The following is a 20,881-nucleotide window of genomic DNA, read 5'->3' as shown; positions in this document are numbered from 1 at the left end:
ATGATTATCATCCCCGTTGTCAACTGCGATTTTTTAGAACGTCTAATCCTTTATGCAGCTGGCTGTCTTCTCGTCCAAGCTTCTCGCGCAGCCGCTCGAGCAGTTGATAGCCTGTCTTGTCATTAAAGCTGCCCGTAACCTCCAGCTTCTCGGCAGCTTGGAACTTGCGCATAGCCTCAGCTGTCTGATTGTCGAACAGGCCTTCTTGACCCGCAGGCGTATAGCCCAGCACCTTCAGCATCTGCTGCAGCGTCTTCACATCCTCGCCGTAGCTTCCCACTTTCATATCCGAGCCGATAGCAAGCGGTCTTAGCTCGGTATATGCGGGCAGTTTTACTGTAAAATCCGGCGAAACGCCCGTTTTATTAATCCAAGTTCCTCCAGGCGTCTTCCACTGAGCCTCCGTTAAGCTTAGGACCGAGCCGTCTTTAAATTGATTAAAGGCTTGAACGACGCCTTTGCCGTACGTTTTCTCCCCAATTACAGCAGCCCCTGCCGATTCTTTCAAAGCAGCTGTCAGCACCTCGCTGGCGCTGGCGGATTGCCCGTTTACGAGCACTGCAATCGGTACGGTCCATTCCTTCTCTTGCTTCGATTTATAAGTAATCGTCTGGCGCTCGTTTTTGTATACAACGTTCAAAATAACCTTGTCCTTCGGAATAAGCGTGCTCGCGATATTGATGGTCGGCTGCAGCAGGCCCCCCGGATTCGAGCGCATATCAAGCAGAAAACCTTTAAGCGGCTGCTTCGCCTGCAGCTCGGCAAGTGCTGCCTCAAATTCATCCGCTGTTTTCTCTGCAAAGCGGCTGATCGTCACATGGCCGATACCGCCCTCGAGCATCTCAGAAGTAACGGTATGAATCGGAATCGCTTCCCGCTTCAGCGTCAGCGCAATGTGTTCGGCCTGATTCGGTCGCTGAACCTTGAGCGAGACCGACGTTCCTTCTTCGCCTCTAATGACGCCCAGCAGCTCCTCAAACGTCTTTCCGCTCAGCTTCTGATCATCTACCGAGAGGATGGTATCGCCCGGCAGCAAGCCGCCGCGTTCGGCAGGAGCGCCCTTCGTAAGTCCGCTGATGACAAACTGCCCCTCTTCCTCGCGTATTTCAGCGCCAATACCATAAATTTGACCTTCATAGGATTCCGTATATGCGCTGCCCTTCTCCTCGGCCAAATAGCGGGAATACGGGTCCTCAAGTGAAGCAACCATCCCTTCTACCGCGCCGTTTATAAGCTTTTTCGGCTCCGCGCCGTTTAAATAATCATTTATAATTTTAGTGTAAGAGACGGTAAATTGCTTGAATGCCGGCTCCTTCAGCATCGGATATCGATTGCCCATCCATAGCAGGCCCAGTGCAAAGCCGACGGCTGTAAACAAAACAGCGCCCAGCACGCAGAAAGTCAGAAATCGTTGTTTTGATGCCGCTGATGTAAAATTGTTCATCTGTTCATCTCCTTAAAATTTTACGAAGCAAAACTTACTTCGAAAGCATACGCAAAGTCTTGTATGTGTGGATCATTTTAGCTACAATCAACCTAATCTAAAAATTAGAGAGCTGGAGAGGAGCTTCACCGCTAGTATGTATAAACTTATTGCAATTGATGTTGACGACACCTTATTAACGGATGACCTAACCGTAACGGAAGGCACGAAGCGTGCGATGGAGGCTGCCATTGCGCAGGGTGTGACGGTTACACTCGCAACGGGACGCATGTTCGCTTCCGCCCAAAAGATCGCCAAGCAAATTGAACTCAATGTTCCTATTATTACTTATCAGGGAGCCCTCGTCAAAACACTGCTCGATGGTCAAGTATTATATGAGAGAAACGTTCCTATCGATGCAGCCAAAGAGCTTCACGCGTATGCTGAAGCAAATGGGCTTCACCTGCAGCTTTATGTAGATGACGAGCTGTACGGAACAGAAGATAATGATAAAATAAAAGCCTATTCCAAGCTTTCCAACATTCCATATAAAATAGAGCCTGACTTCAATAAATTGCTCGACTTTCCGATGAACAAAATGCTGATCATCGACGATCCCGCTCGTCTTGACGTTATTGCCGAGGAGCTAAAGCTGCTCATAGGCGATCGCGTTCATATTACAAAATCGAAAGCGCATTACTTGGAGTTCATGCATAAGGAAGGTACGAAGGGACATGCCCTGCGGTTTATGGCTGAGCACTTAGGCTGTACGATGGACCAAACGATTGCCCTTGGCGATGCATGGAACGACAATGAAATGATTATCGCGGCTGGCCTTGGCGTAGCGATGGGCAATGCGATTCAATCGCTGAAGGATATCGCCGATTACGTTACGCTATCGAACAATGAAGAAGGCGTGCGCCACGTTATCGAGAAGTTTGTCCTTCAACCATCTGCTGAATAGGCAAGATTTGCACAATACGCAAAACAGCCCCTCCGCCAGAAGCGAAAGGGCTGTTTCTACAAGATAGGAGCATAGAACAATGAATTGTCCGATATGCGGTAAGCCAAATGAGTGCGGCATCAAAGCTGCACAAGAAGGAGCAGCCGATTGCTGGTGCTTTCGCGAAAAATTTCCTGAGGCTCTTCTTGGGCAGGTTCCAGAAGAAAAACGCAATAAAGCCTGCATTTGCAAGTCATGTGTAATGGCCTATCAAAAATCGGCTAAGACCTAGGTGGAAATATGCCTGTAAGGGCGATGATGAAGTTTAAGCCCAAAAAGGGCTGCATATTATTATGAGGCATGTTTTGACCTGTTGCTCCGATTGCGACTGTGCACAACATTTGATGTTCATATGCAATTAACCGACTACTGCACTGCGCGACTAGGTATAAAAAAAGCTTTCTCCACGTCGTTTGCCGGCAACGGCTTGCTGAAATAATAGCCTTGAATCTTTCTGCATGCATTTTCCGTCAAAATATCAAGCTGATCCTTCGTCTCAATGCCTTCCGCAATAACCTCCATATTCAAATGCTGCGCCATCGCAATAATCGTGGCTACAATCGCTTTATCACCGTTATTCTCTGTAATATCACGGATAAAGGAGCGATCGATTTTAAGCTTGTGAATCGGGAACATTTTCAAATAGCTGAGCGAGCTGTATCCCGTTCCAAAATCGTCCAAGCTGATCTTAATGCCATATTCGTTTAATTGGTTCAAAATACTGCTTGATACGGAGGCGTCCATCATCATGCTTTCCGTTATTTCAAGCTCCAAATATTGCGATTCAAGACCTGTCTCCTCTAAAATAGCCATTATATATTCCGCTAGTTTAGGCTGATGGAATTGCTGCGAGGACAAGTTCACCGAAATAGGGATGAGCGGTCCTCCCTCGGCATGCCATCTACACATTTGGCCGCAAGCCTCTCGCAGCACCCACGTTCCTAGATCGTAAATGAGCCCCGTCTCTTCGGCTAGCGGAATAAAGATGCCCGGAGACAACAAGCCTCTGGACGGATGCTCCCAGCGTACAAGCGCCTCTATTCCGATCATCGCATGATCCTCTGTCCGAATTTGCGGCTGGTAATGCAGCAGCAGCTCGCCTCGTTCGATAGCCTTTCTCAGATCGCCCTCTAGTTCGATTTTTTCCTGCAAAATTTGGTCAAACTTGGTAGTGAAAAACTGATAGCCATTTTTCCCTCTTTTTTTCACCTCATACATGGCCGTATCGGCATTTTTCAGCAATTGAACAGCATCCTGTCCATGGCCTGGGAACAGCGCAATACCAATGCTCGCAGACACATAGAAATCGCTGTCCTTCAACCTGTATGGGGATTGGATGCTGTTAATAATCTGCTGAGCCAGCCCCTTAACCGTCTCCTGCGATTCGTAATCGCAGCATAGCAGCGTAAACTCATCGCCGCCCATACGTGCGAGGATGACGTTATGCCCTGAAGCGGATTGCTCAATGCGCACGCTGACTTCTTTCAAAAATTGGTCGCCGACTGTGTGGCCAAGCGAATCGTTGATCATTTTAAACCGGTCGATATCAAGCACCATGACGGCAAACGGTGACTTGCTTACACTGCTATCTTCGATTGCTTGAGCGATGGCTTGATTGAACATGCGGCGATTCGGCAAGCCCGTAAGCTCGTCATGGAACGCCAAATGGCTAATTTTCCGCTTCGCCTGCATCTCTTCTGTTATGTCTTTAAAAATAATATAACTCCCGACAACGCTGCCTTCCACGATCACGGGAACATTTGTGACGCTAAGATCAAGTCTGACGCCATCATGGCGGATAATCGACGTTTCATAATTTGAACTCGCTCCCTGAAAGGTACTGTGGAACATTTTCTTTACGTTCTCAAGGTCCTCGCTGACAATAATCGAACTCAACGTAGAAATGGGCTGATTGATAACCTGTTTGCCGCTATAGCCTGTTATATGCAAGGCAACGGCATTAAAACTAATGACGCGATGCTGCAAATCAACGGAAACGATGCCATCCTGACTATTTTCGTATAAGGACTTATACCACTTCTCGTTTTGCTCGATCTCCTGATCTTTGCTTGCAAGCTGCTTCGAAATATAAATGCCGAATAAAGATAGGCCGAGTGTAAACAATATCCCGCCCGCAATGAAATAGGCCAGCCATTTTTGGTCCAAAATCACGCTGTAGAAAAGGGCAGACTTGCTGCTGTTGTGAAAATTAGCCGCTACCATGCCTGTATAGTGCATGCCGACGATCGCAGCACCCATTATCGCTCCGCTTCCAAGCTTTTTCCAAAACTCCCCGCGCTGACCACCCTTGCGGAAATAGAATGCTAGCCATAATGCGGCAATGGATGTACCAAATGCAATAAGAACAGATAAAATAAAAATAACCGGAGTATATGTAATATGGATAAGCATTGCAGACATGCCGACATAATGCATGATTGAAATCCCTGAGGCAAGCAATAAGCCGCCGGTGAGCAGTTGAATGCCTGTTAACTCGCTTCGGCCGACAACATACAACGCAATAAACGAAGCAACCATGGCTGCAGCAACCGATAACAGCACAATAATTAAATCATATTTGATCGTTACGGGCAGGTTGAAGGCAAGCATGCCGACAAAATGCATCGACCAAATGCCCATTCCCATCGCTGCCGCACCAAACAATAGCCAGCCGAGTCTTGTTCTCCCCTTAGAAGTGCTTACTCTTCCAGCTAAATCAAGCGCAGTATACGAAGCCATCACTGCAATAATATATGAGAAAAAAACTAATATACTATCATACGAACCGTGAATATGCTCCATTTCATCCCCTCTATTCTATGTAAAATGACTGTGTGACTGAATATTACTTCATTATACATGATTGTTTTGAAATTTTTTTGAAAATATATGCTATTGTTTAGATTACAGCATGGTTTTGCTGTCAGGCACGACAGGCCGCTTGCAGCTCACCCTGCTTCATTAGCTTATCGGCTAAGCTTCATATGAAATGAGAAAGAGCTGCTTTAGGTTGTTGGCCTAGAGCAGCTTTTTTTTATGCGGTATCCATTCTATCATGCTCGCGAGGTGCCGACTTGCTTTACCCCATGCCTCCATCAAGTATTTGCGCATATTTCTGGTGAATGGTAATTTTCCCGGTGAAGGCATTTCCCTCTGTCAAATCAAAGGTAAGCTCTAAATGGCCGCCTTCCCTTAAATCAACCTTGGCCGCTGCCAGCCACTTACCCGTCAAGAAATGAAGAGAGATCGACGAAAAACAAAGAGCCCCTCCACCTCGGTGGAAAGACTCTTTATGCTTGTACATTGGCGATTCGATTAAGAAACGGCTTTACGCGTCCGCTTGCACTCGCCTTTATTGCATGATTTGTATGTTCCTGTAAAATCAAGCCGATGGTCCATTACCTTAAAGCCAAACTCCCGTTCAATCCGCTGCTCGATCTCAAACAGCCAATCTTCTTTAATTTCCTTGAGCGAGCCGCATTCATCGCATATGAGATGATGATGCATATGCTCATTCACGTCGCCGCGAAGATCATAACGGGCTACGCCGTCTCCGAAATTCATTTTCTCCACAACATGCAGCTCGGCCAGCAGCTCAAGCGTCCGATATACCGTAGCAAGGCCAATCTCGGAATATTTTTGCTTCACGAGCATAAATACGCCTTCTGCGCTCAAATGATCCATTTCGTTCTCAAGCAGCACGCGCAATATGATCTCGCGCTGCGTCGTTAGTTTGTATCCGTTCGCCATCAAATGCCGATTAATTCGGTCCATTTCTGCCGTGATGTTTAACATGCAAGGATACCTCCTTTTATTTAAAAGCCTGCACTTAAAAGCATTTCCTTAATGCAAGGGCTTACTTTAGAATGATTATAATTTAATGGTAGTATACTTTTTCAAAATTAGCAAATACCATATTTTAATACATCCGTAAATGAGGCTAAGCATTAGCTATAAGCGGCAAGTCGTGAAAAAAAAGCTCCTGCAGACAGCCGTGCGATACGGGAATCTGCATGGAGCTTTTATTATCTTTATTGCAGCAGCTTACAGCACCGCAGATAGGCCTCCGTCAATATTGACGGAGGTTCCCGTCACGAAGGACGCAGCATCCGATACGAGAAAGCCAATGACATTGGCTGCCTCTTGCGCATTTCCAATCCGCCCAAGCGGTATGCCATGGCGCTTGTCGGCTGCAAACTCGTCCCAGCTCAGCTCAGGTGCCTTGGCCTGCCACATGCGCTCGATTTGCGCGCTTCGAATTAGTCCGATGCACACCGCGTTAACGCGTATGCGGTCAGCAGCCAAATCCTTGCTCATCGCCTTGGTTAGCGCTAAGCCTGCTGCACGGCTGACGGAGGTCGGCAGCGAGGAAGCGCCTGGCGTTTTCCCGCCGATTGCCGTTACGTTTACGATAGCTCCGCCGCCTGCCTGCCGCATATGCGGCAGCACCGCGCGTGAGAATTGAGCGGCTCCGAGCAGCTTCAAATCAAGATCAGCCGTCCACGCCTCAGCCCCGACCTGCTCGAATGGCCGAGCGGCCGACGTTCCTGCATTATTGATAAGAATGTTGACGCCTCCAAAGCGCGCTGCCGCCAAAGCTACCGCTCGATCGGCATCCTCCGGCTTCGATACGTCGGCGCTAATAACGAAAGCCTCTTTGCCTGTCTGCTCCTTGATTTGCGCTGCAGCTTGCTGAAGCGACTCTAGCTCCCTAGCGACAATCGCAACCTCAGCGCCTTCCGCAGCCAGCAGCAATGCCGTTGCCAGCCCAATTCCTTTGCTGCCGCCAGTAATGATTGCTGCCTTGCCCTTTAATCCAAGCTCCATCGTTTTCTTCGCCTCCGCTTCGCTCGCTGCTTATTTTTGAACCATTTTTATAACTTTTTGCACCTCGCCGTTTATATCGACATTCGTATTCATTGGCAGGTTTACAATAAAGATACCTCCGAATACTTGCTGGCTCTTGCCTTCCCATTCACGAATTTTGTTTTTTAAAATTTTCAGCTCCAGCGAGTAAATCACTTCTTTGCTAAGGAGCCAGTTATGTCTGGTGAACTTTGATTTTTCAATCGTTTCTATATAGATGGATACATCGTTCGTTGTTTTCACACGAATAACGTCGCCGAAACCGACCTTTTCCGTAAAAACAGGATTTTCCTCGACTCTATAAATATCATCATCCACTTGAATGACATCTAATACTTCAACCTCTCGACCAACACCATCGAAGCAGAGATGCAATGGTATAAAATCTTGAATGCTCTTCACCCTCTATGCCTATTTTCAATTTCATGTTTAAAATCCAGCTAGCCCAGATCCACAGCTTCGTAGTGCTCAACAGTAGGGAACGGATCGTAGAAATGGTGAAGCAAGCTTTTCCACTCCAAATACGCTTCTGATCCCCGAAAGCCCTCCGTATGATCCTGAAGCGTCTCCCATTTCACTAGCAATATGTATTTCCGGTCTTCTTCCATGCATTTCTGAAGCTCATGGCTAATATAGCCCTTCATGCTGGAAATGATCGCCGAGGCTTTCTTGAAACTACGCTCAAAATCGTCTGTCAATCCCGATTTAACCTGCAAGACTGCAACTTCCAGAATCATAGAATCAGTCCCTTCATTTAAAACTAGCATATACGAATTGTCAAAAAAACACCATAAGCGATCCCTAATCCTTTCGCCAAAACGTTATCTATTCGTACATCAAAAAATTAAACCCTTTTATTGCGTTTCGCAGCAAGCTATTTTTTCATAAAAGTGTTGGCTGATGGAAACATTATTTGTAGAGGACAAAAAAATTTGGAGGTCACCTTGTATTATATTTATAGCTCTTCGCTGCTGTTGACTGGGCTGCTCATTGTAAATGTTGTTTTCTCTTATCAAAGCAAGCATATCGATCCGCAGTTTTGGTCTACGCTAAAGTTTCAGCTATTGGCATTGCCATTGTTCCTTTGCGCGAATCTCTGCATTGGCTACGGGATAAAGCTGGGGTACAAAGCAATTGGTAATCTTGGGTATGTGCTGCTTGCTTCGAAGGGATTGGAAATGTTCATTTCGCTGCTGATGGGGTTTATCTTTTTGCGGGAATCGCCAAATTGGCGCACATGGACCGGTCTTGCTATCGTTCTGGTCGGGTTCATCGTAGCCAAAGGGAAATAACGGCACTGGGCGGGCATAAACAAGAGGAGGTGAACGCTCGAAATGGCTGCCAGCGCATTTCGAGGCTTCACCTCCCCTCTGCTCTATTTTCCGAACCGTACTTTAATCATTGTCTTCCCTCTTGTTACGTCCCTTTCCTCTATCATCGTCTTTATCTCTATCATCGTCTTTATCTCTATCTCTCTTTTTATCCTTTTCTCTTTCTTTCCGATCCTTCTTGTCTTCCCTTTCCTTTTTTCGGTCACGATCCTTATCCGATTCCTTTTTCTTGTCCTTGTCCTTCTTCTTCGGAAAAAGATCAGGAGCCTTTGGAAAAGGGATGACCGGCTCATCCTTTAATGCTCCAGCGAACATAGCCTGGAATACGACAGCTGCGGCCTTGGAGCTTGTCGACAAATAATGGCTGCTGTCGCTCTGATCGTAGCCCAGCCAAACGGCGCCTACAAGCTGAGGCGTGTATCCGACAAACCAATTATCCTTCGCGCCATAGCCTGTCGTTCCGAGCATTTGTGTCGTACCTGACTTGCCGGCAAGCGGGCGATCCTGCAGCTTTGCAGCTACACCTGTTCCTTCCTTTATGACTCCCTCCAGCATAGCGGTCATCGTGCGTGCTATGTCAGAATCCGTTACTTTCTTACTGCCCGCACTCTGATCAAATACAGCCAGCACTTCCCCGTCAGCCGACTCGATGCGCGAAATGGCATGCGCATTTTGGCGAACGCCATCATTCGCGAATACGCCGAAGGCTTCGGCCATGTTAAGCGGCGATACGCCATCATGAAGACCGCCAAGCGCAAGTCCCAGCGTGCGATCCTGCTCCGTCAAAGGAATGCCGAAACGCGTTGCCGCATCGATTCCTTTCTCGATTCCCATCTCATTCAACAGCTTCACAGCTGGTATATTATAAGAGTTAATTAATGCTTCATACAGCGACACTTCGCCATGAAAGGATCCGTCTGCGTTCTGCGGCTCATAACCGTTAATGTTTATCGGCTCATCCACAAGCTCGTCGCTTGGCTTATAGCCAAGCTCTAGTGCAGGCGTATAGACTGCTATGGGCTTGATCGTTGAGCCGGGCTGGCGCTTTAGCTGCGTCGCCCGATTGAAGCCGCGGAACGGCTGCTCCCCTCTTCCTCCGACTAGCGCCCGAATGCCGCCATCACGAGGATCAACGAGGACAGCGCCGCTTTGGATAAGCTGATCTGCTGCACTATCCGGGAACAGTGACTCCGTCGCATAAACCTGTTCCGCCGACTGCTGCATTTTCGTATCCAACTCCGTATAAATGCGAAGCCCGCCCTGCAGCACCTCATTTTCCGATAATCCATATTGCGACATAGCCTCGCGGATGATTTGATCGACATAATAAGGATAGCTGATGTCGTCTACACGATTAGGCTTTGAGCTTAAAAGCTGAATCGGTTCACGAATGGCCTTATTGTATACTTCCTCGCTAATCAATGCTTGATCCTTCATGAGCTGAAGGACAACATTCCTTCTCTCAAGCGCTTTATCCAAATGCTTATAAGGAGTAAGCGCGGAAGGTGCCTTAATTAAGCCTGCGAGCAGAGCTGCTTCCGCTACTGTAAGCTGCTTAGGCTGCTTGCCAAAATAAGTATTCGACGCCCTATCGATTCCCCAAGCTCCTTCGCCGTAGTAAATCTGATTGAGGTACATCTCTATAATTTCCTGTTTGTTATAGTTCTCCTCAATCTTCTTCGCGAGAAGCACCTCATTCCACTTCCGTGACCAAGTCCGCTCATGCGACAGAAAGACGTTTTTGGCCAGTTGCTGCGTAATTGTACTGCCGCCTTGAACCGTGCCACCTGATGTAAAATTTGTCCAAAAAGCGCGCCCGATCGCTCGCATATCCATCCCATTATGTTCAAAATAGCGTCTGTCCTCTACCGCAACAACCGCATCCACCATATGCTTTGGCATGTCATCATACTTGATTTCTTCAATTTTATTGAATGAAATACGGGTCGCTTCCGTTCCATTTTGGTCGTACAAAATCGTGGCTGCTGGCAGCGGCACCTCAAGCTGCCCAATATCCTGCACGCTTACAAAATAGCGAAAAACTGCCCATCCGCCAAGCAAGGCGACAATGAACAAGACTGCACCTATGAGCAGCAGTCGTTTTACATTTATCTTTTTCATACGAAAAGCTTGATTGATCTTCATCATTTCTCCCCTATGCTATTGCTTCTGTCTGATCTAAATTATTCGTAGAAGGTTGTCGTTTTTAGTACGTTTGACTCATTAGCTGCTTATTTGCACAAAAAAATGCCGGGAAACAGTTGCCTGCTCCCAGCATCTTTTAGACCTTTTTGGCAAATCGTAAACATCAAGACCGATTCACTCTATTTGGTTATGCCTGCATTTCGGAATAATAAATCCCATTGCCTGCTTCCGACAAAAAAAGCGTAAAGTTCTCCCGTTTGTTTAAAAATTGCTGATACTGCACCTGTGCGATCTCATCATCCGGATTTGCTTCTAAATAAATTTCCAGCTCCTCGATCGTTTGTTCAATCTCATACAGTACGTCCCTGCTGCTATAGCTTTTCTCTTCGTTCATCTGAATCTGCTTCCGTGCCTCGTTCAACTTTTATGCCTCCTGCTGCCCTATTCTATTGTTTTGCAATCATTACGGCAGACCTGCAACAATAGGGCTTCGTTAACTACTATATTCAGGGCGCCAAAAAATAGAACCTTACATTCAAAATTTAGTCGTTCGAACGATAAGGGCGACGATTTACAAATTTGCAAATCCGATCAAATCGGATCACATCTATTCCTGAACGGCTGATGAAACAAATAGGCTTGTAAACACAGGTAAGGCTGTCGGTAAACCGACAGCCTTGAAACCTGCTTTAGATTAAACTATGTAGCGCATTCTAACTGTATTTGTTGACTTGCAATTTCTTCCGCACGGGGTACAGCATCGTGAAATCGAAGGGAATGGCGCCACTTCGACCAACTCAACAGCTATTGTCTTTTGCATGATAAGCTGCTCCCTCCGTCAAGATTTTACGCGAATAGGGAAATACAGATCAATCTCGGAATTCGGATCGTCCGGCTGCGTGTAACGCTGGTCATAAAACTCGAATTCATATTTGCCAGTGCGGCTGCCTCCGTCATATTCATATGAACTGTTAGGCAGCCATTCACCCCAGAAATAACTGAAACCTTCGCTGATGCAATCAAGCTCGCCGCGAAGAGTCAGCACGATATAGCGCGCAGCCGGCACTTCGAAACGAATCATACCGTCTGGAATGTCGCTGCCTGGATTGACTTGTACAGCGGCTGTGTACTCGAACGGCGCACCAGGCGGGTTATCCGGGTTTTGCAGCATAAGACCAAAGCTGCGCCAGCCGAGCTGACCCGCTATTTCTGGAATACGCTTCCCGAATACGCCCCACAGCGTAGCAATTTTGTTCTCCGATGGCGGCAGCGACGAATCAAATTGAATCGAATCGGTAATGCCTACAACGGTAAAAGCCGGCTTTTCAATCATTTTGGTTTCAATGATCATGACGGTTAATCGCTCCCTATTCACGTATTTACGGCTTTACTTCATCGCGCTGAAAATGGAAAAACAGCTTCTATATATGTGAGATGCCATTGATGACAAAAATCTAACGAAACTTTTTCAAAAAAATGATCGATCTCTTTCTATATTACCATCATCCTGCTAATAGAAAAGTAGAATTTTTCCTTATATACAAAAAAATGCGCAGCCAGCTTGCGGCCACACATTTTATGTTACTAATCGCACCACGCCTCAGTCTATGCCTCGTTTCGGGCAAGTTCCTTTCGAACAATCGGTGCAACTTTGGTGCCGAGAAGCTCGATGGCGCGCAGCACTTCACGATGCGGCATCGTGCCGACATTGACATGCAGGAAGAAACGGGTTATTCCTAAATTTTTGCGCAGCAAAACAATTTTTTCCGCGACATATTCAGGATCTCCGACATAGAGAGCTCCTCGCAGACTGCGAGCGGAATCATATGCTGCACGATCGTAATGCTGTCTCCAGCCGCGCTCACGCCCGATGACGTTCATTTGAGCCTGCGTTGAAGGGAAAAATAAATCAGCCGCCTGCTCCGTTGTATCGCTGACAAATCCATGCGAATGTGTTGCAATTTCCAGCTTGTTCGGATCATGTCCGGCACGTGCAGCCGCTTCCTTATAGAGAGCAACTAACGGTGCGAAGCTCTCAGGCATACCGCCGATGATGGCGAAGGCGATCGGAAGGCCAAGCGTTCCTGCCCGAATTGCCGACTGTGCATTCCCGCCGCTTGCAATCCAGACCGGCAGCGGGCTCTGAACGGACCTTGGATAAACAGCAAGGTTATCGATTGCTGGGCGGTGACCGCCGCGCCAAGTTACCTTCTCCGAAGCTCTAATCGCAAGAAGCAGCTCCAGCTTCTCATCGAATAGCTCTTCATAATCATCCAGGCTGTATCCGAAGAGTGGAAAGGATTCAATAAACGAACCCCTGCCCGCCATAATTTCAGCACGTCCGTTAGAGATGCCGTCAAGCGTGGAAAAAGCTTGATAGACGCGAACAGGATCGTCTGAGGACAATACGGTAACGGCACTCGTAAGTCTAATCTTCTTCGTCATAGCAGCCGCCGCTGCCAGTACGACAGCAGGCGAGGTGCCTGCATAATCTGCACGATGGTGCTCCCCGATTCCATAAACATCCAGGCCCACCTGATCGGCGAGCACGATCTCCTCAACCGCATGGCGCAGCCGTTCAGCATGGCTGATGACCTCTCCCGTCACCAGGTCCGGTGTTGTCTCCAAAAATGTACTAATTCCTATTTCAATCTTAGCTGCCAAATCGGCCATTTTCACTCTCCCCTTCAATAACTATAGTTTACTAATTTTTTTATGGTTTCTCAACTTTAGTAAGCTATTATTGCTAATAGATAACTCAATTTACTCTTCTTTAGCGTCCCAACATTTTCGTGGATTCCACTGACTGGATGAAATCTTGATGTTGACTCTCACGTTGCGTGATACTCTATAATCGGAGTTGAAGGAGGTCATAACCGTTGAGAGTAAAAGAAGTAGCAGATTTGGTCGGTATTAGCGTCCGTACGCTGCATCATTATGATGAAATTGGATTGTTATCACCCGCTCAGGTAACAGACGCCGGTTATCGCCTATACTCCGACACCAATCTCGAGATGCTGCAACAAATCCTGTTCTTTAGAGAAATTGGCCTGCCGCTAAAAAGAATTAGTGAGATTATCAACGATCCGTCATTCGATCGACTGGAAGCATTGGAATTGCATCAAAAGATGCTGCTCGATAAACGTGCCCGCCTCGATAATATGATAGCGACGATTGATAAGACAATCCGGCACACGAAAGGAGAGATTCAAATGTCAAACAAAGAGAAGTTTGAAGGCTTTGATTTCAGCCATAACCCTTATGAACAGGAAGCACGGGAACGTTGGGGGGATGAGGCCGTCGACAAGGCTAACGCTTCAATTGAAAGCCTGTCTAAGGAAGAACAAGCAGGAATGTCTGAAGAAATGGTTGCGATTTTCGTAAAAATTGCGGCCATTCGGAACTGCGCCCCTGAATCAGAAGTAGCTCAAGCGGCAATTGGTGAATGGTATCAATTTTTGAACAGCAAGGGCCACTACTACTCGCTTGAAGCCTTCAATGGATTAGGGCAACTGTATGTGGATGATGGACGGTTCACTAAAAACATCGACCAGTTTGGTGACGGTCTGGCAGCATTCATGCGCGAAGCGATGGCAGTATACGTCGATATTAATTCCGAGATCGCCAGCATGAATGATTTATAATCGGTCATTTATTAAATCCAAAAAAACCTTTAGACAACAATAAGGACGCAAACACATTACTGTGTTTACGTCCCTTTTTTAACACCATCAAGAGCTTCCTTTTTTCTCTTTAATCAAATACAAAGCCAGCTCGTGTCCAACTAGCACATAACTGCCAGGCTCCACCTGCTTGTCTTCATTTATTATTCCTCTTCCATCGGGGATGTAGCCCCGCTTAGCGTATAGTCGTTGTGCATTTCCATAATCATAAAAGAGTCCCACACCGATACCAACAATATCGAATTTTTTGAATGCAACTTGCTCGATAGCATCCATCAATGCATTGCCGATGCCAAGTCGGCGTAAGGAGGGAACTACATCAAAGTTGTTGATCTCTGGAATGCCTTTTTCTTCGAAATACGGATAACTTGATTTAGATAAAAGATGTAACCATCCGGCAAACTTCTCGTCGTAGAAGGCTACAAGAGTAACCCGTTCTCCAGATTTATTTTCTTCCCAGCACCTCTTAATATAGTCTAGTGGTTTCCCAATTTTGTGGTCATCAAGTGCTTGGAAAACGACATCAACATCTTCACTTTGCATTTGTCGGAGTTGAATATGAGAATTCATTAAAGCATCCCCCCAATGTCCCTTATAAAATACTGCCTACCTCGAATTGTACCATAGCTTCCATAATTTTCAAGGAATAGAATGGTTATAACTAAACTGCAAGTTTGCTTAATAAAATGAGCAGGCCACCACAGCGCCTGCTCATCCATGTGCTTTTCAACTAACGTTTCACGTTTAGCGTAATGATTACAATGCTGTAGGGAGTAAAGCTTCATTGATTCACTCTAACCTATTTGACTGGTCCCGACTGACCTCCGGCCTCTTTTTTCTTCATTCTTATGCCCAATATGATAAATGCGACATAAATTACGATGGCTATAGAATCTATTAACGTATCCGAAAGTGCCGAAACGTCATGAAATGCCGTTATGCCAAGAATGATCATCAATCGAACGATCAGAAGCGACACGATCGTCCATGAGGCAGACCGGATCTTCGATCGCTCGCTTTGGAATGACATTTTTGCGTGTTTCTGCATTCTTCTCATCGAGGAACGCAACAACCTCCTGGCAATAAGCAGGGTCTACATTCTCCATCCTGTGGAACCCAAACTTCCCCTTGATTTCGTCAAGAGAAAAGTCAGCATACTGCATGATTTGAATATTCATCAGATCGATGAGGTCGTTCTTCGAATACATGCGGTACCGATTGTCTTCCCGAGACGGCGATACGATGCCAATTCGGTTATAGTATCGAAGCGTATCCTTCGGGATCCCAAGCATTCGTGAAACCTCTTGTATAGAATAAAGTTTTTCCATGAATTCAAATTAACATTGGAGTGCCCTCCAATGTCAAGCCATTTTTATCAAGGTATTCATCATGTTATCTGACTGCCTTTTTACTCTATTTCCGCACTTAACCTGCACACATCCTCTACATCTGCTGGATCAACTGCGTCTAGCGCGGCATGAAGCCGATTACTCCATTCCAGGAATGGCGATCCCATTTCTGTCATTTACGGTAGCCAGGCATAGGTTCGACTATTTCCCGAGCAATAATCGAAAAAGCTCGATATATGCTGCATGAGACGGCTCGTACTGATTCATCATTCTCTTTACAGGGTATTGGAGATTAACCAATTCACTAAAGGAGTGGTTCAAATGTCAACCAGTCAACGAAATCTTGAAATCGAAGAACGTCATGTAGAGAAAAAATCAGATTCAAGCTTGGTAGCTTCTACATTCATCAAATATGCTGCCTACATCGTCATCTTCTTCGGAGCATTGTACTTCTTAGTGCGCTACGTGTTCCCAATGTTTTAATTGTAAAATGAAAATGAATAGTCTGCTTGCTTGAAAATTGGACGGAGCGGTGTTCGAAACTGCTCCGTCCTATTTCTATTTTAATTATACGCTTCAAAAATTCACTCAAGTGCGCTGCTATAACGCAGCCCCACACTTAAAAATTAATTTCATTTTCACGACGTGGCGATCAGATGGTCATTTGGTGTGTTGCTGATTTGCGAAACTTAGGTCTAGATTCTAGATCTATTTTCGATCGAATCGCATTCAGATGGTCATACAAAGGGGGCACGCTGCACGATTTTACGTTTTAAGCCGCTTCGTTTAACGCAGAACACCCACATCCCCCATTGTAACCACGCCGTCTTGCAAAGCATTAAGGCGAGTTGAGCGTTCATTTTCAAACTGTACCTCGTAGTCGTTGGTTATGGTAAAATACGGATAAGTAAATTATACGTTTATTGAAGGAGTGTTTTATAATTGGGGCGGATAATTGATCAATATATACGTAATGATGAGGAAAGAGCGCGCGCCGAGAAAATAGAGGCACTTGCTGCTCGTTTTGCCGAAAGAGCGGCTGTACACGACCGGGAAGGTTCCTTCCCGCATGAAAACTTTGCAGATCTCCGCGACGCCGGTTACTTAAAGCTTACAGTTCCGAGCGAATTTGGGGGCGATGAAGCATCGCTTCACGAATTAGTAGCGCTGCAGGAGCGATTAGCTTACGGGGACGGTTCGACAGCACTTGCTGTCGGCTGGCATATCGGACAAGTGCTGCATCTTAGAACGACGCGCAAATGGCCGGATCGGTTGTTCGGCGAGCTGTGCCAAGCGATCGTTGCCGATGGCGCTATGATCAATACATTCGCAAGTGAAGCTGCCTCTGGAAGTCCGAGTCGCGGCGGCAAGCCCGAAACCACTGCCATTCGTGATGGCGGAGGCTGGCTCATTACAGGACGCAAAACGTTTAGTACCCTATCTCCGATTCTCGATCGTTTTGTCGTAACGGCTTATATTCCAGAAGAAGAAACAACAGCAGATTTTCTAATATACAAAAACGAGCGGGTAAGCATCATTGAAACGTGGGATACGATTGGCATGCGAGGCACCGGCAGCCATGATGTCGTATTAAACGATGTCTTCGCTTCCGATGACTCCCGTCTCTCGGGCAAAGGAGTGGACGATGGCGGCGGTTGGCTGCTCCATATTCCTGCTTGCTATGTAGGCATTGCATTGGCAGCGCGTGATTTCGCCATTAACTTTGCTAAAACGTACCGACCCAACCACCTTCAAAGCCCAATCGCCGAGCTTCCCATGATCCAGCAGGCAATCGGACAAATGGAAGCCGAGCTCCGAACGGCCCGTTGTCTTCTGTACGCGGCGGCTGACCGATGGGATCAGGAGCCCGAAAACCGCCCATTCTTGAAGCCAGAGCTTGGGCTAGCCAAATACGTTGCCGTGAATAATGCGATTAAAGTGGTCGATATTGCGATGCGTATAGTGGGCGGAGCAAGCTTGTCCAAAACATTGCCGCTGGAGCGGTATTACCGCGATGTTCGAGCGGGTCTTCACAACCCGCCCATGGACAATGCGGTGCTAAGTACACTCGCAGCGGCTGCTTTGAACGAAATACGTTGACCTTTTAAAGCGCACGAGGCGATTGAAACAAATCATGATGAATAACAAGCGAATGAAATTGACTTCCAGCTAGAAAATATTCATGCGAGCCGAGCCTTGCCAATGCATCGCGATTCGGCTTCCACACCCACTCGTCCATTTCCGTTTGACAGCGATGCGCACGGAACGCAGCAAGCTTCGCTTCCAAATGCTGGCGAACATCGATTTTGACGACTTCTTTCTTCGTGTAGCCATATCGCTCGGGACTCTCCATGGCATCGCCAAAGCTGATGAAATAGAGAGATCCCTGCTGGCGCGTGCGATGAAAAGCCTCATTCGTTGCTTTTCCGATTGCACAGTGGTCAGGATGCCCGCCAAATCTTTCATGAAATGTAAGAACCACATCGGGCTTGATCTCATCCATGAGAACGGCTATTTTTTCAATTAAACTCTCCGAATTATAAAATTCAACCATCTTGTCACGAATATCAAAAAAAATAAGCCGCTTGATGCCGAGCGCCTCACAAGCTTTCCGCAGCTCTTGCTCCCGTATGGCCGGCATAGACTCTCTATTCACGTAAGGAGGATTGCCCATCCGGCGGCCCATTTCACCCCGCGTGGCGCTTACGAGCGTGATTTCAACCCCCATGCTTGCGTACTTAGCCAGCGTTCCGCCGCAAATAAACGATTCGTCATCCGGGTGCGCAAACACGGCCAACAGTTTTCGCTTTGATTTCACTGCTTCTCCATTCATTCCGGAAACGGCTCCTTTCCTAAGTGCAAAGCTACGTTCATCCTGCCTCTATCATCAAATCCGGCAAGCAGCAGCTTTCCATCCACCGTCACTTCAAAATGGGTAAGCCCTTCCATACGCAGCCAGCCAATCCCGTCAAAGTGCAGAGCAACCCGGTATGGACCATCTCCAGCTGTAAAAGCATTGGTCAGGTTAACCTTAAAATTTCGGACAAAAACGAAGGAGGTGGCTTCACTATGCATGAAGACCTCCTGCGCGAGAAAAGCTTGAAATGCCGCGTCCAGCCCTACTTTATTTATTTTTTCCATCTTCGCTTCATCCCAACTCTGAAATTTTATCGCAGCCTATGAGCGGCTTACGAAAAACGGCAGCTCTTCGATTCCAAGCAACCGAAGATAAGTGAACAATTGTCCTTTATGATGAATTTCATGATCCTTGCCGTTCTCGAGAAAAGCGATTCCAGTCATCTTCAACCCTTTAAATTCAACAATGCCCTCTAATTGCTCATCAGAGAGTGCTTCAAGCACCGCTTTCGTAGCCTCTGTATCGGCTTGTATGATTGCTTTCAGCTCTTCAATCGACTCAAACGGCTTTGGTGCTGCTGGGGGCGTAAATTCCCCATTCTTTACCGTATTCGCGAACATGCCCATCGATCCATTGATATGGAGAACTAGGCCGGACAGCGACATTGCTTTTTCCCAAGGCTTGTATTGTAGATGCTCATCACGAACGGTATCCAGTAATGCAAGCAGCACTTTGCGATGATTGAACCATCCAGAAATAAAATCATTTTGTTTAGCCATAAGTTTAGCAGCTCTCCTTCTTCATTCAAAAGTATATTAACAATAAAAATAATAGCAATTTGCTTTATCATTATACAACATTTAATCGGCAACATATATTTTTTCTATTTATGCTGTAAAATTCAGCTGCTTTTTTTCTTGCAATAGCTTCCTCGTCGTGCACTATTATTAACCAGTTTTAATCAATGAATGCAATATATATGACAGAAGCGTCATCTGCTGTTTGCGAACGAAGCTTTTGTACGCACAAACAAAACCTCCGTTCCATGCGCCTGACTCGCTTTCGGAGTCGCGTGGAACGGAGGTTTTCCGCTACGTTTCATATGCTTTTATCGTGCATTTAAATATCCGCCAATACCTGATACCAAACGCCCTTCTTCGAATAAAGGTTAGCTCTAACCTCAGACCAGCCGCCCAGGTATGAAATATCAAATAGCTGCTCCGGCACGGTGTAACGGTCCTTCGTATCGGCAGCTACCTTCTCGTCAACCGCGCGGAAGCCATGCTCGACGAACAAGCGCTGCGCTTCTTCGCTATGCAGATAGGCGATAAAAGCTTCGGCTACCTTGCGGGTGCCATGCTTGTCAGCATTTTTATCGACGATCGCTGCCGGATTCTCGATAAGAATCGTACTCTTCGGAATGACAATGTCGTAATCGACGCCCTTCTTTATTCGCGCAAGCAGCTCGTTCTCATAAGTCACAATGACATCGCCTACGCCGTATTCGAAGGCAGCCATCGATGCGCGTCCGCTCTTGTCAAGCGACTCAACGTTAGCGTGAACCGACTTTAGAAAGCTTTTCGCATAATCCTCATCCTTCTTGCCGCTCTTCTCCTCGGATTGCTTCAGTCCAGCGCCGTAAATAGCGTTGATGTCCCACTGCGCACCGCCGGATGTCTTCGGATTTGGATAGAGCACCTTAACGCCATCGCGCGTCAAATCATTCCAGTCCTTGATTGCAAGCGGATTGCCGGACCTTGTTCCCAATACAACGATGGAGTTCGTAATCATCCCGCCACTGCTCTGAGCCTTCCAATCATGTGTGATAAAGCCGGCGTCGGCTATTTTGTCCAGATCGCCTTCCATTGCTAGAATCGCTACATCCGCCTCGAAGCCGCCTGCAATAGCGCGTGCTTGCGTGCCCGAAGCCTCATATGATTCCTGAAAAGCTACCTTCTGTCCTGTCTCCTGCAGCCAATGGGCTTGGAATGCTGGAAGCAGCTCAGCGAACGCATCCTTCACCACCGAATATGCACCGATTACAAGTGTTACATCGCCGTCTTGTACGGTAGACCCAGCTCCATGCTCGCTCGCTTGCTTATCCTTGCCGCAGCCTGCCGTAACGAGCAGCATAACCACAGCAAGCAGCAGCACGAACATACGCTGACTTGTTGCTCGATTGATTTTCATGTTCGCATACAACTCTTTCTACATCTCGTATTGG

General features: G+C 46.9%; 22 protein-coding genes and 2 pseudogenes. 6 read left to right on the top strand and 18 right to left on the bottom strand.

Annotated features, from left to right (window positions below):
* Positions 1-19: 19 nt before the first annotated feature.
* Positions 20-1,444 (bottom strand): S41 family peptidase, encoded by a 1,425-nt coding sequence (locus tag AC2TDN_RS07700; RefSeq protein ID WP_484687522.1) that lies wholly within the window; start codon positions 1,442-1,444, stop codon positions 20-22.
* 136 nt (positions 1,445-1,580) lie between these two features.
* Between AC2TDN_RS07700 and AC2TDN_RS07695 the strand changes: the two genes are divergently transcribed.
* A complete protein-coding gene (locus AC2TDN_RS07695) occupies positions 1,581-2,387 on the top strand; it encodes a Cof-type HAD-IIB family hydrolase (protein WP_484687521.1) in 807 nt (268 codons plus the stop codon).
* Between the two features lie 79 nt (positions 2,388-2,466).
* A complete protein-coding gene (locus tag AC2TDN_RS07690; RefSeq protein ID WP_482067291.1) occupies positions 2,467-2,658 on the top strand; it encodes a cysteine-rich CWC family protein in 192 nt (63 codons plus the stop codon).
* Here AC2TDN_RS07690 and AC2TDN_RS07685 read toward each other — a convergent pair.
* The 6 genes and pseudogenes from AC2TDN_RS07685 to AC2TDN_RS07660 all read right to left on the bottom strand — a co-directional run.
* Positions 2,648-2,752: pseudogene (locus AC2TDN_RS07685) on the bottom strand (phage tail protein); the annotation flags it as partial. The gene AC2TDN_RS07690 and the pseudogene AC2TDN_RS07685 sit on opposite strands and share 11 nt — an antisense overlap.
* 40 nt (positions 2,753-2,792) lie before the next feature.
* A complete protein-coding gene (locus AC2TDN_RS07680; protein ID WP_484687520.1) occupies positions 2,793-5,228 on the bottom strand; it encodes a bifunctional diguanylate cyclase/phosphodiesterase in 2,436 nt (811 codons plus the stop codon).
* 513 nt (positions 5,229-5,741) lie between these two features.
* Entirely contained in the window at positions 5,742-6,221 is a 480-nt protein-coding gene (gene fur, locus AC2TDN_RS07675) for a ferric iron uptake transcriptional regulator (RefSeq protein ID WP_482067293.1), read from the bottom strand.
* A 249-nt stretch (positions 6,222-6,470) separates the two neighbouring features.
* Entirely contained in the window at positions 6,471-7,253 is a 783-nt protein-coding gene (locus tag AC2TDN_RS07670; RefSeq protein WP_482067294.1) for an SDR family NAD(P)-dependent oxidoreductase, read from the bottom strand.
* Between the two features lie 30 nt (positions 7,254-7,283).
* Positions 7,284-7,694 (bottom strand): hypothetical protein, encoded by a 411-nt coding sequence (locus tag AC2TDN_RS07665; protein ID WP_484687519.1) that lies wholly within the window; start codon positions 7,692-7,694, stop codon positions 7,284-7,286.
* Positions 7,695-7,732: 38 nt separating this feature from the next.
* The gene (locus AC2TDN_RS07660; protein WP_482067296.1) at positions 7,733-8,029 is read right to left on the bottom strand and encodes an antibiotic biosynthesis monooxygenase family protein; all 297 of its coding nucleotides are present in this window, start codon (positions 8,027-8,029) and stop codon (positions 7,733-7,735) included.
* Positions 8,030-8,236: 207 nt separating this feature from the next.
* On the opposite strand from AC2TDN_RS07660, the gene AC2TDN_RS07655 reads away from it, so the two are divergent.
* The gene (locus AC2TDN_RS07655; RefSeq protein ID WP_484687518.1) at positions 8,237-8,584 is read left to right on the top strand and encodes a hypothetical protein; all 348 of its coding nucleotides are present in this window, start codon (positions 8,237-8,239) and stop codon (positions 8,582-8,584) included.
* A 102-nt stretch (positions 8,585-8,686) separates the two neighbouring features.
* On the opposite strand, the gene AC2TDN_RS07650 is transcribed toward AC2TDN_RS07655, so the two are convergent.
* The 4 genes from AC2TDN_RS07650 to AC2TDN_RS07635 form a co-directional block, all read right to left on the bottom strand.
* A complete protein-coding gene (locus AC2TDN_RS07650) occupies positions 8,687-10,768 on the bottom strand; it encodes a transglycosylase domain-containing protein (protein WP_484687517.1) in 2,082 nt (693 codons plus the stop codon).
* A gap of 187 nt (positions 10,769-10,955) precedes the next feature.
* Positions 10,956-11,189, bottom strand: a complete 234-nt coding sequence (locus AC2TDN_RS07645; RefSeq protein WP_482067299.1) for a hypothetical protein — start codon at positions 11,187-11,189, stop codon at positions 10,956-10,958.
* 417 nt (positions 11,190-11,606) lie between these two features.
* Entirely contained in the window at positions 11,607-12,119 is a 513-nt protein-coding gene (locus AC2TDN_RS07640) for a GyrI-like domain-containing protein (protein ID WP_484687516.1), read from the bottom strand.
* 254 nt (positions 12,120-12,373) lie between these two features.
* A complete protein-coding gene (locus tag AC2TDN_RS07635) occupies positions 12,374-13,441 on the bottom strand; it encodes an LLM class flavin-dependent oxidoreductase (RefSeq protein WP_484687515.1) in 1,068 nt (355 codons plus the stop codon).
* Between the two features lie 206 nt (positions 13,442-13,647).
* Here AC2TDN_RS07635 and AC2TDN_RS07630 point away from each other — a divergent pair, with 206 nt between their 5' ends.
* Positions 13,648-14,412: a MerR family transcriptional regulator gene (locus AC2TDN_RS07630; RefSeq protein WP_484687514.1), complete on the top strand. Its 765-nt coding sequence runs from the start codon at positions 13,648-13,650 to the stop codon at positions 14,410-14,412.
* A gap of 87 nt (positions 14,413-14,499) precedes the next feature.
* Here AC2TDN_RS07630 and AC2TDN_RS07625 read toward each other — a convergent pair whose 3' ends face one another.
* The 3 genes and pseudogenes from AC2TDN_RS07625 to AC2TDN_RS07615 form a co-directional block, all read right to left on the bottom strand.
* Complete coding sequence (locus AC2TDN_RS07625) at positions 14,500-15,021, bottom strand: GNAT family N-acetyltransferase (protein WP_482067303.1); 522 nt, start codon at positions 15,019-15,021, stop codon at positions 14,500-14,502.
* Between the two features lie 229 nt (positions 15,022-15,250).
* A pseudogene (locus AC2TDN_RS07620) lies at positions 15,251-15,481 on the bottom strand (hypothetical protein); the annotation flags it as partial.
* The gene (locus AC2TDN_RS07615) at positions 15,375-15,779 is read right to left on the bottom strand and encodes a MerR family transcriptional regulator (protein WP_484687513.1); all 405 of its coding nucleotides are present in this window, start codon (positions 15,777-15,779) and stop codon (positions 15,375-15,377) included. The gene AC2TDN_RS07615 and the pseudogene AC2TDN_RS07620, both read right to left, overlap by 107 nt.
* Before the next feature lie 342 nt (positions 15,780-16,121).
* Between AC2TDN_RS07615 and AC2TDN_RS07610 the strand changes: the two genes are divergently transcribed.
* Positions 16,122-16,283 (top strand): hypothetical protein, encoded by a 162-nt coding sequence (locus AC2TDN_RS07610; RefSeq protein ID WP_482067304.1) that lies wholly within the window; start codon positions 16,122-16,124, stop codon positions 16,281-16,283.
* Between the two features lie 459 nt (positions 16,284-16,742).
* On the top strand, positions 16,743-17,900 hold the full coding sequence (locus AC2TDN_RS07605; protein ID WP_484687512.1) for an acyl-CoA dehydrogenase family protein: 1,158 nt from the start codon (positions 16,743-16,745) through the stop codon (positions 17,898-17,900).
* 4 nt (positions 17,901-17,904) lie between these two features.
* On the opposite strand, the gene AC2TDN_RS07600 is transcribed toward AC2TDN_RS07605, so the two are convergent.
* The 4 genes from AC2TDN_RS07600 to AC2TDN_RS07585 form a co-directional block, all read right to left on the bottom strand.
* Positions 17,905-18,633, bottom strand: coding sequence for a PIG-L family deacetylase (locus AC2TDN_RS07600; protein WP_484687511.1), 729 nt, complete (start codon positions 18,631-18,633; stop codon positions 17,905-17,907).
* Positions 18,630-18,941 carry a DUF1806 family protein gene (locus AC2TDN_RS07595; protein ID WP_484687510.1) on the bottom strand — a complete coding sequence of 104 codons (312 nt, stop codon included), beginning with the start codon at positions 18,939-18,941 and terminating at the stop codon, positions 18,630-18,632. The genes AC2TDN_RS07600 and AC2TDN_RS07595 overlap by 4 nt, the downstream gene beginning before the upstream one ends.
* 36 nt (positions 18,942-18,977) lie before the next feature.
* A complete protein-coding gene (locus AC2TDN_RS07590) occupies positions 18,978-19,436 on the bottom strand; it encodes a DinB family protein (RefSeq protein ID WP_484687509.1) in 459 nt (152 codons plus the stop codon).
* Between the two features lie 340 nt (positions 19,437-19,776).
* Positions 19,777-20,847, bottom strand: a complete 1,071-nt coding sequence (locus AC2TDN_RS07585) for a sulfate ABC transporter substrate-binding protein (RefSeq protein ID WP_484687508.1) — start codon at positions 20,845-20,847, stop codon at positions 19,777-19,779.
* Positions 20,848-20,881 lie beyond the last annotated feature (34 nt).

The sequence above is a fragment of the Paenibacillus sp. Y660 genome, from assembly GCF_057221575.1.
The sequence above is the reverse complement of the archived record's forward strand: the minus strand, read 5'-3'. Positions and strand labels throughout refer to the sequence as shown.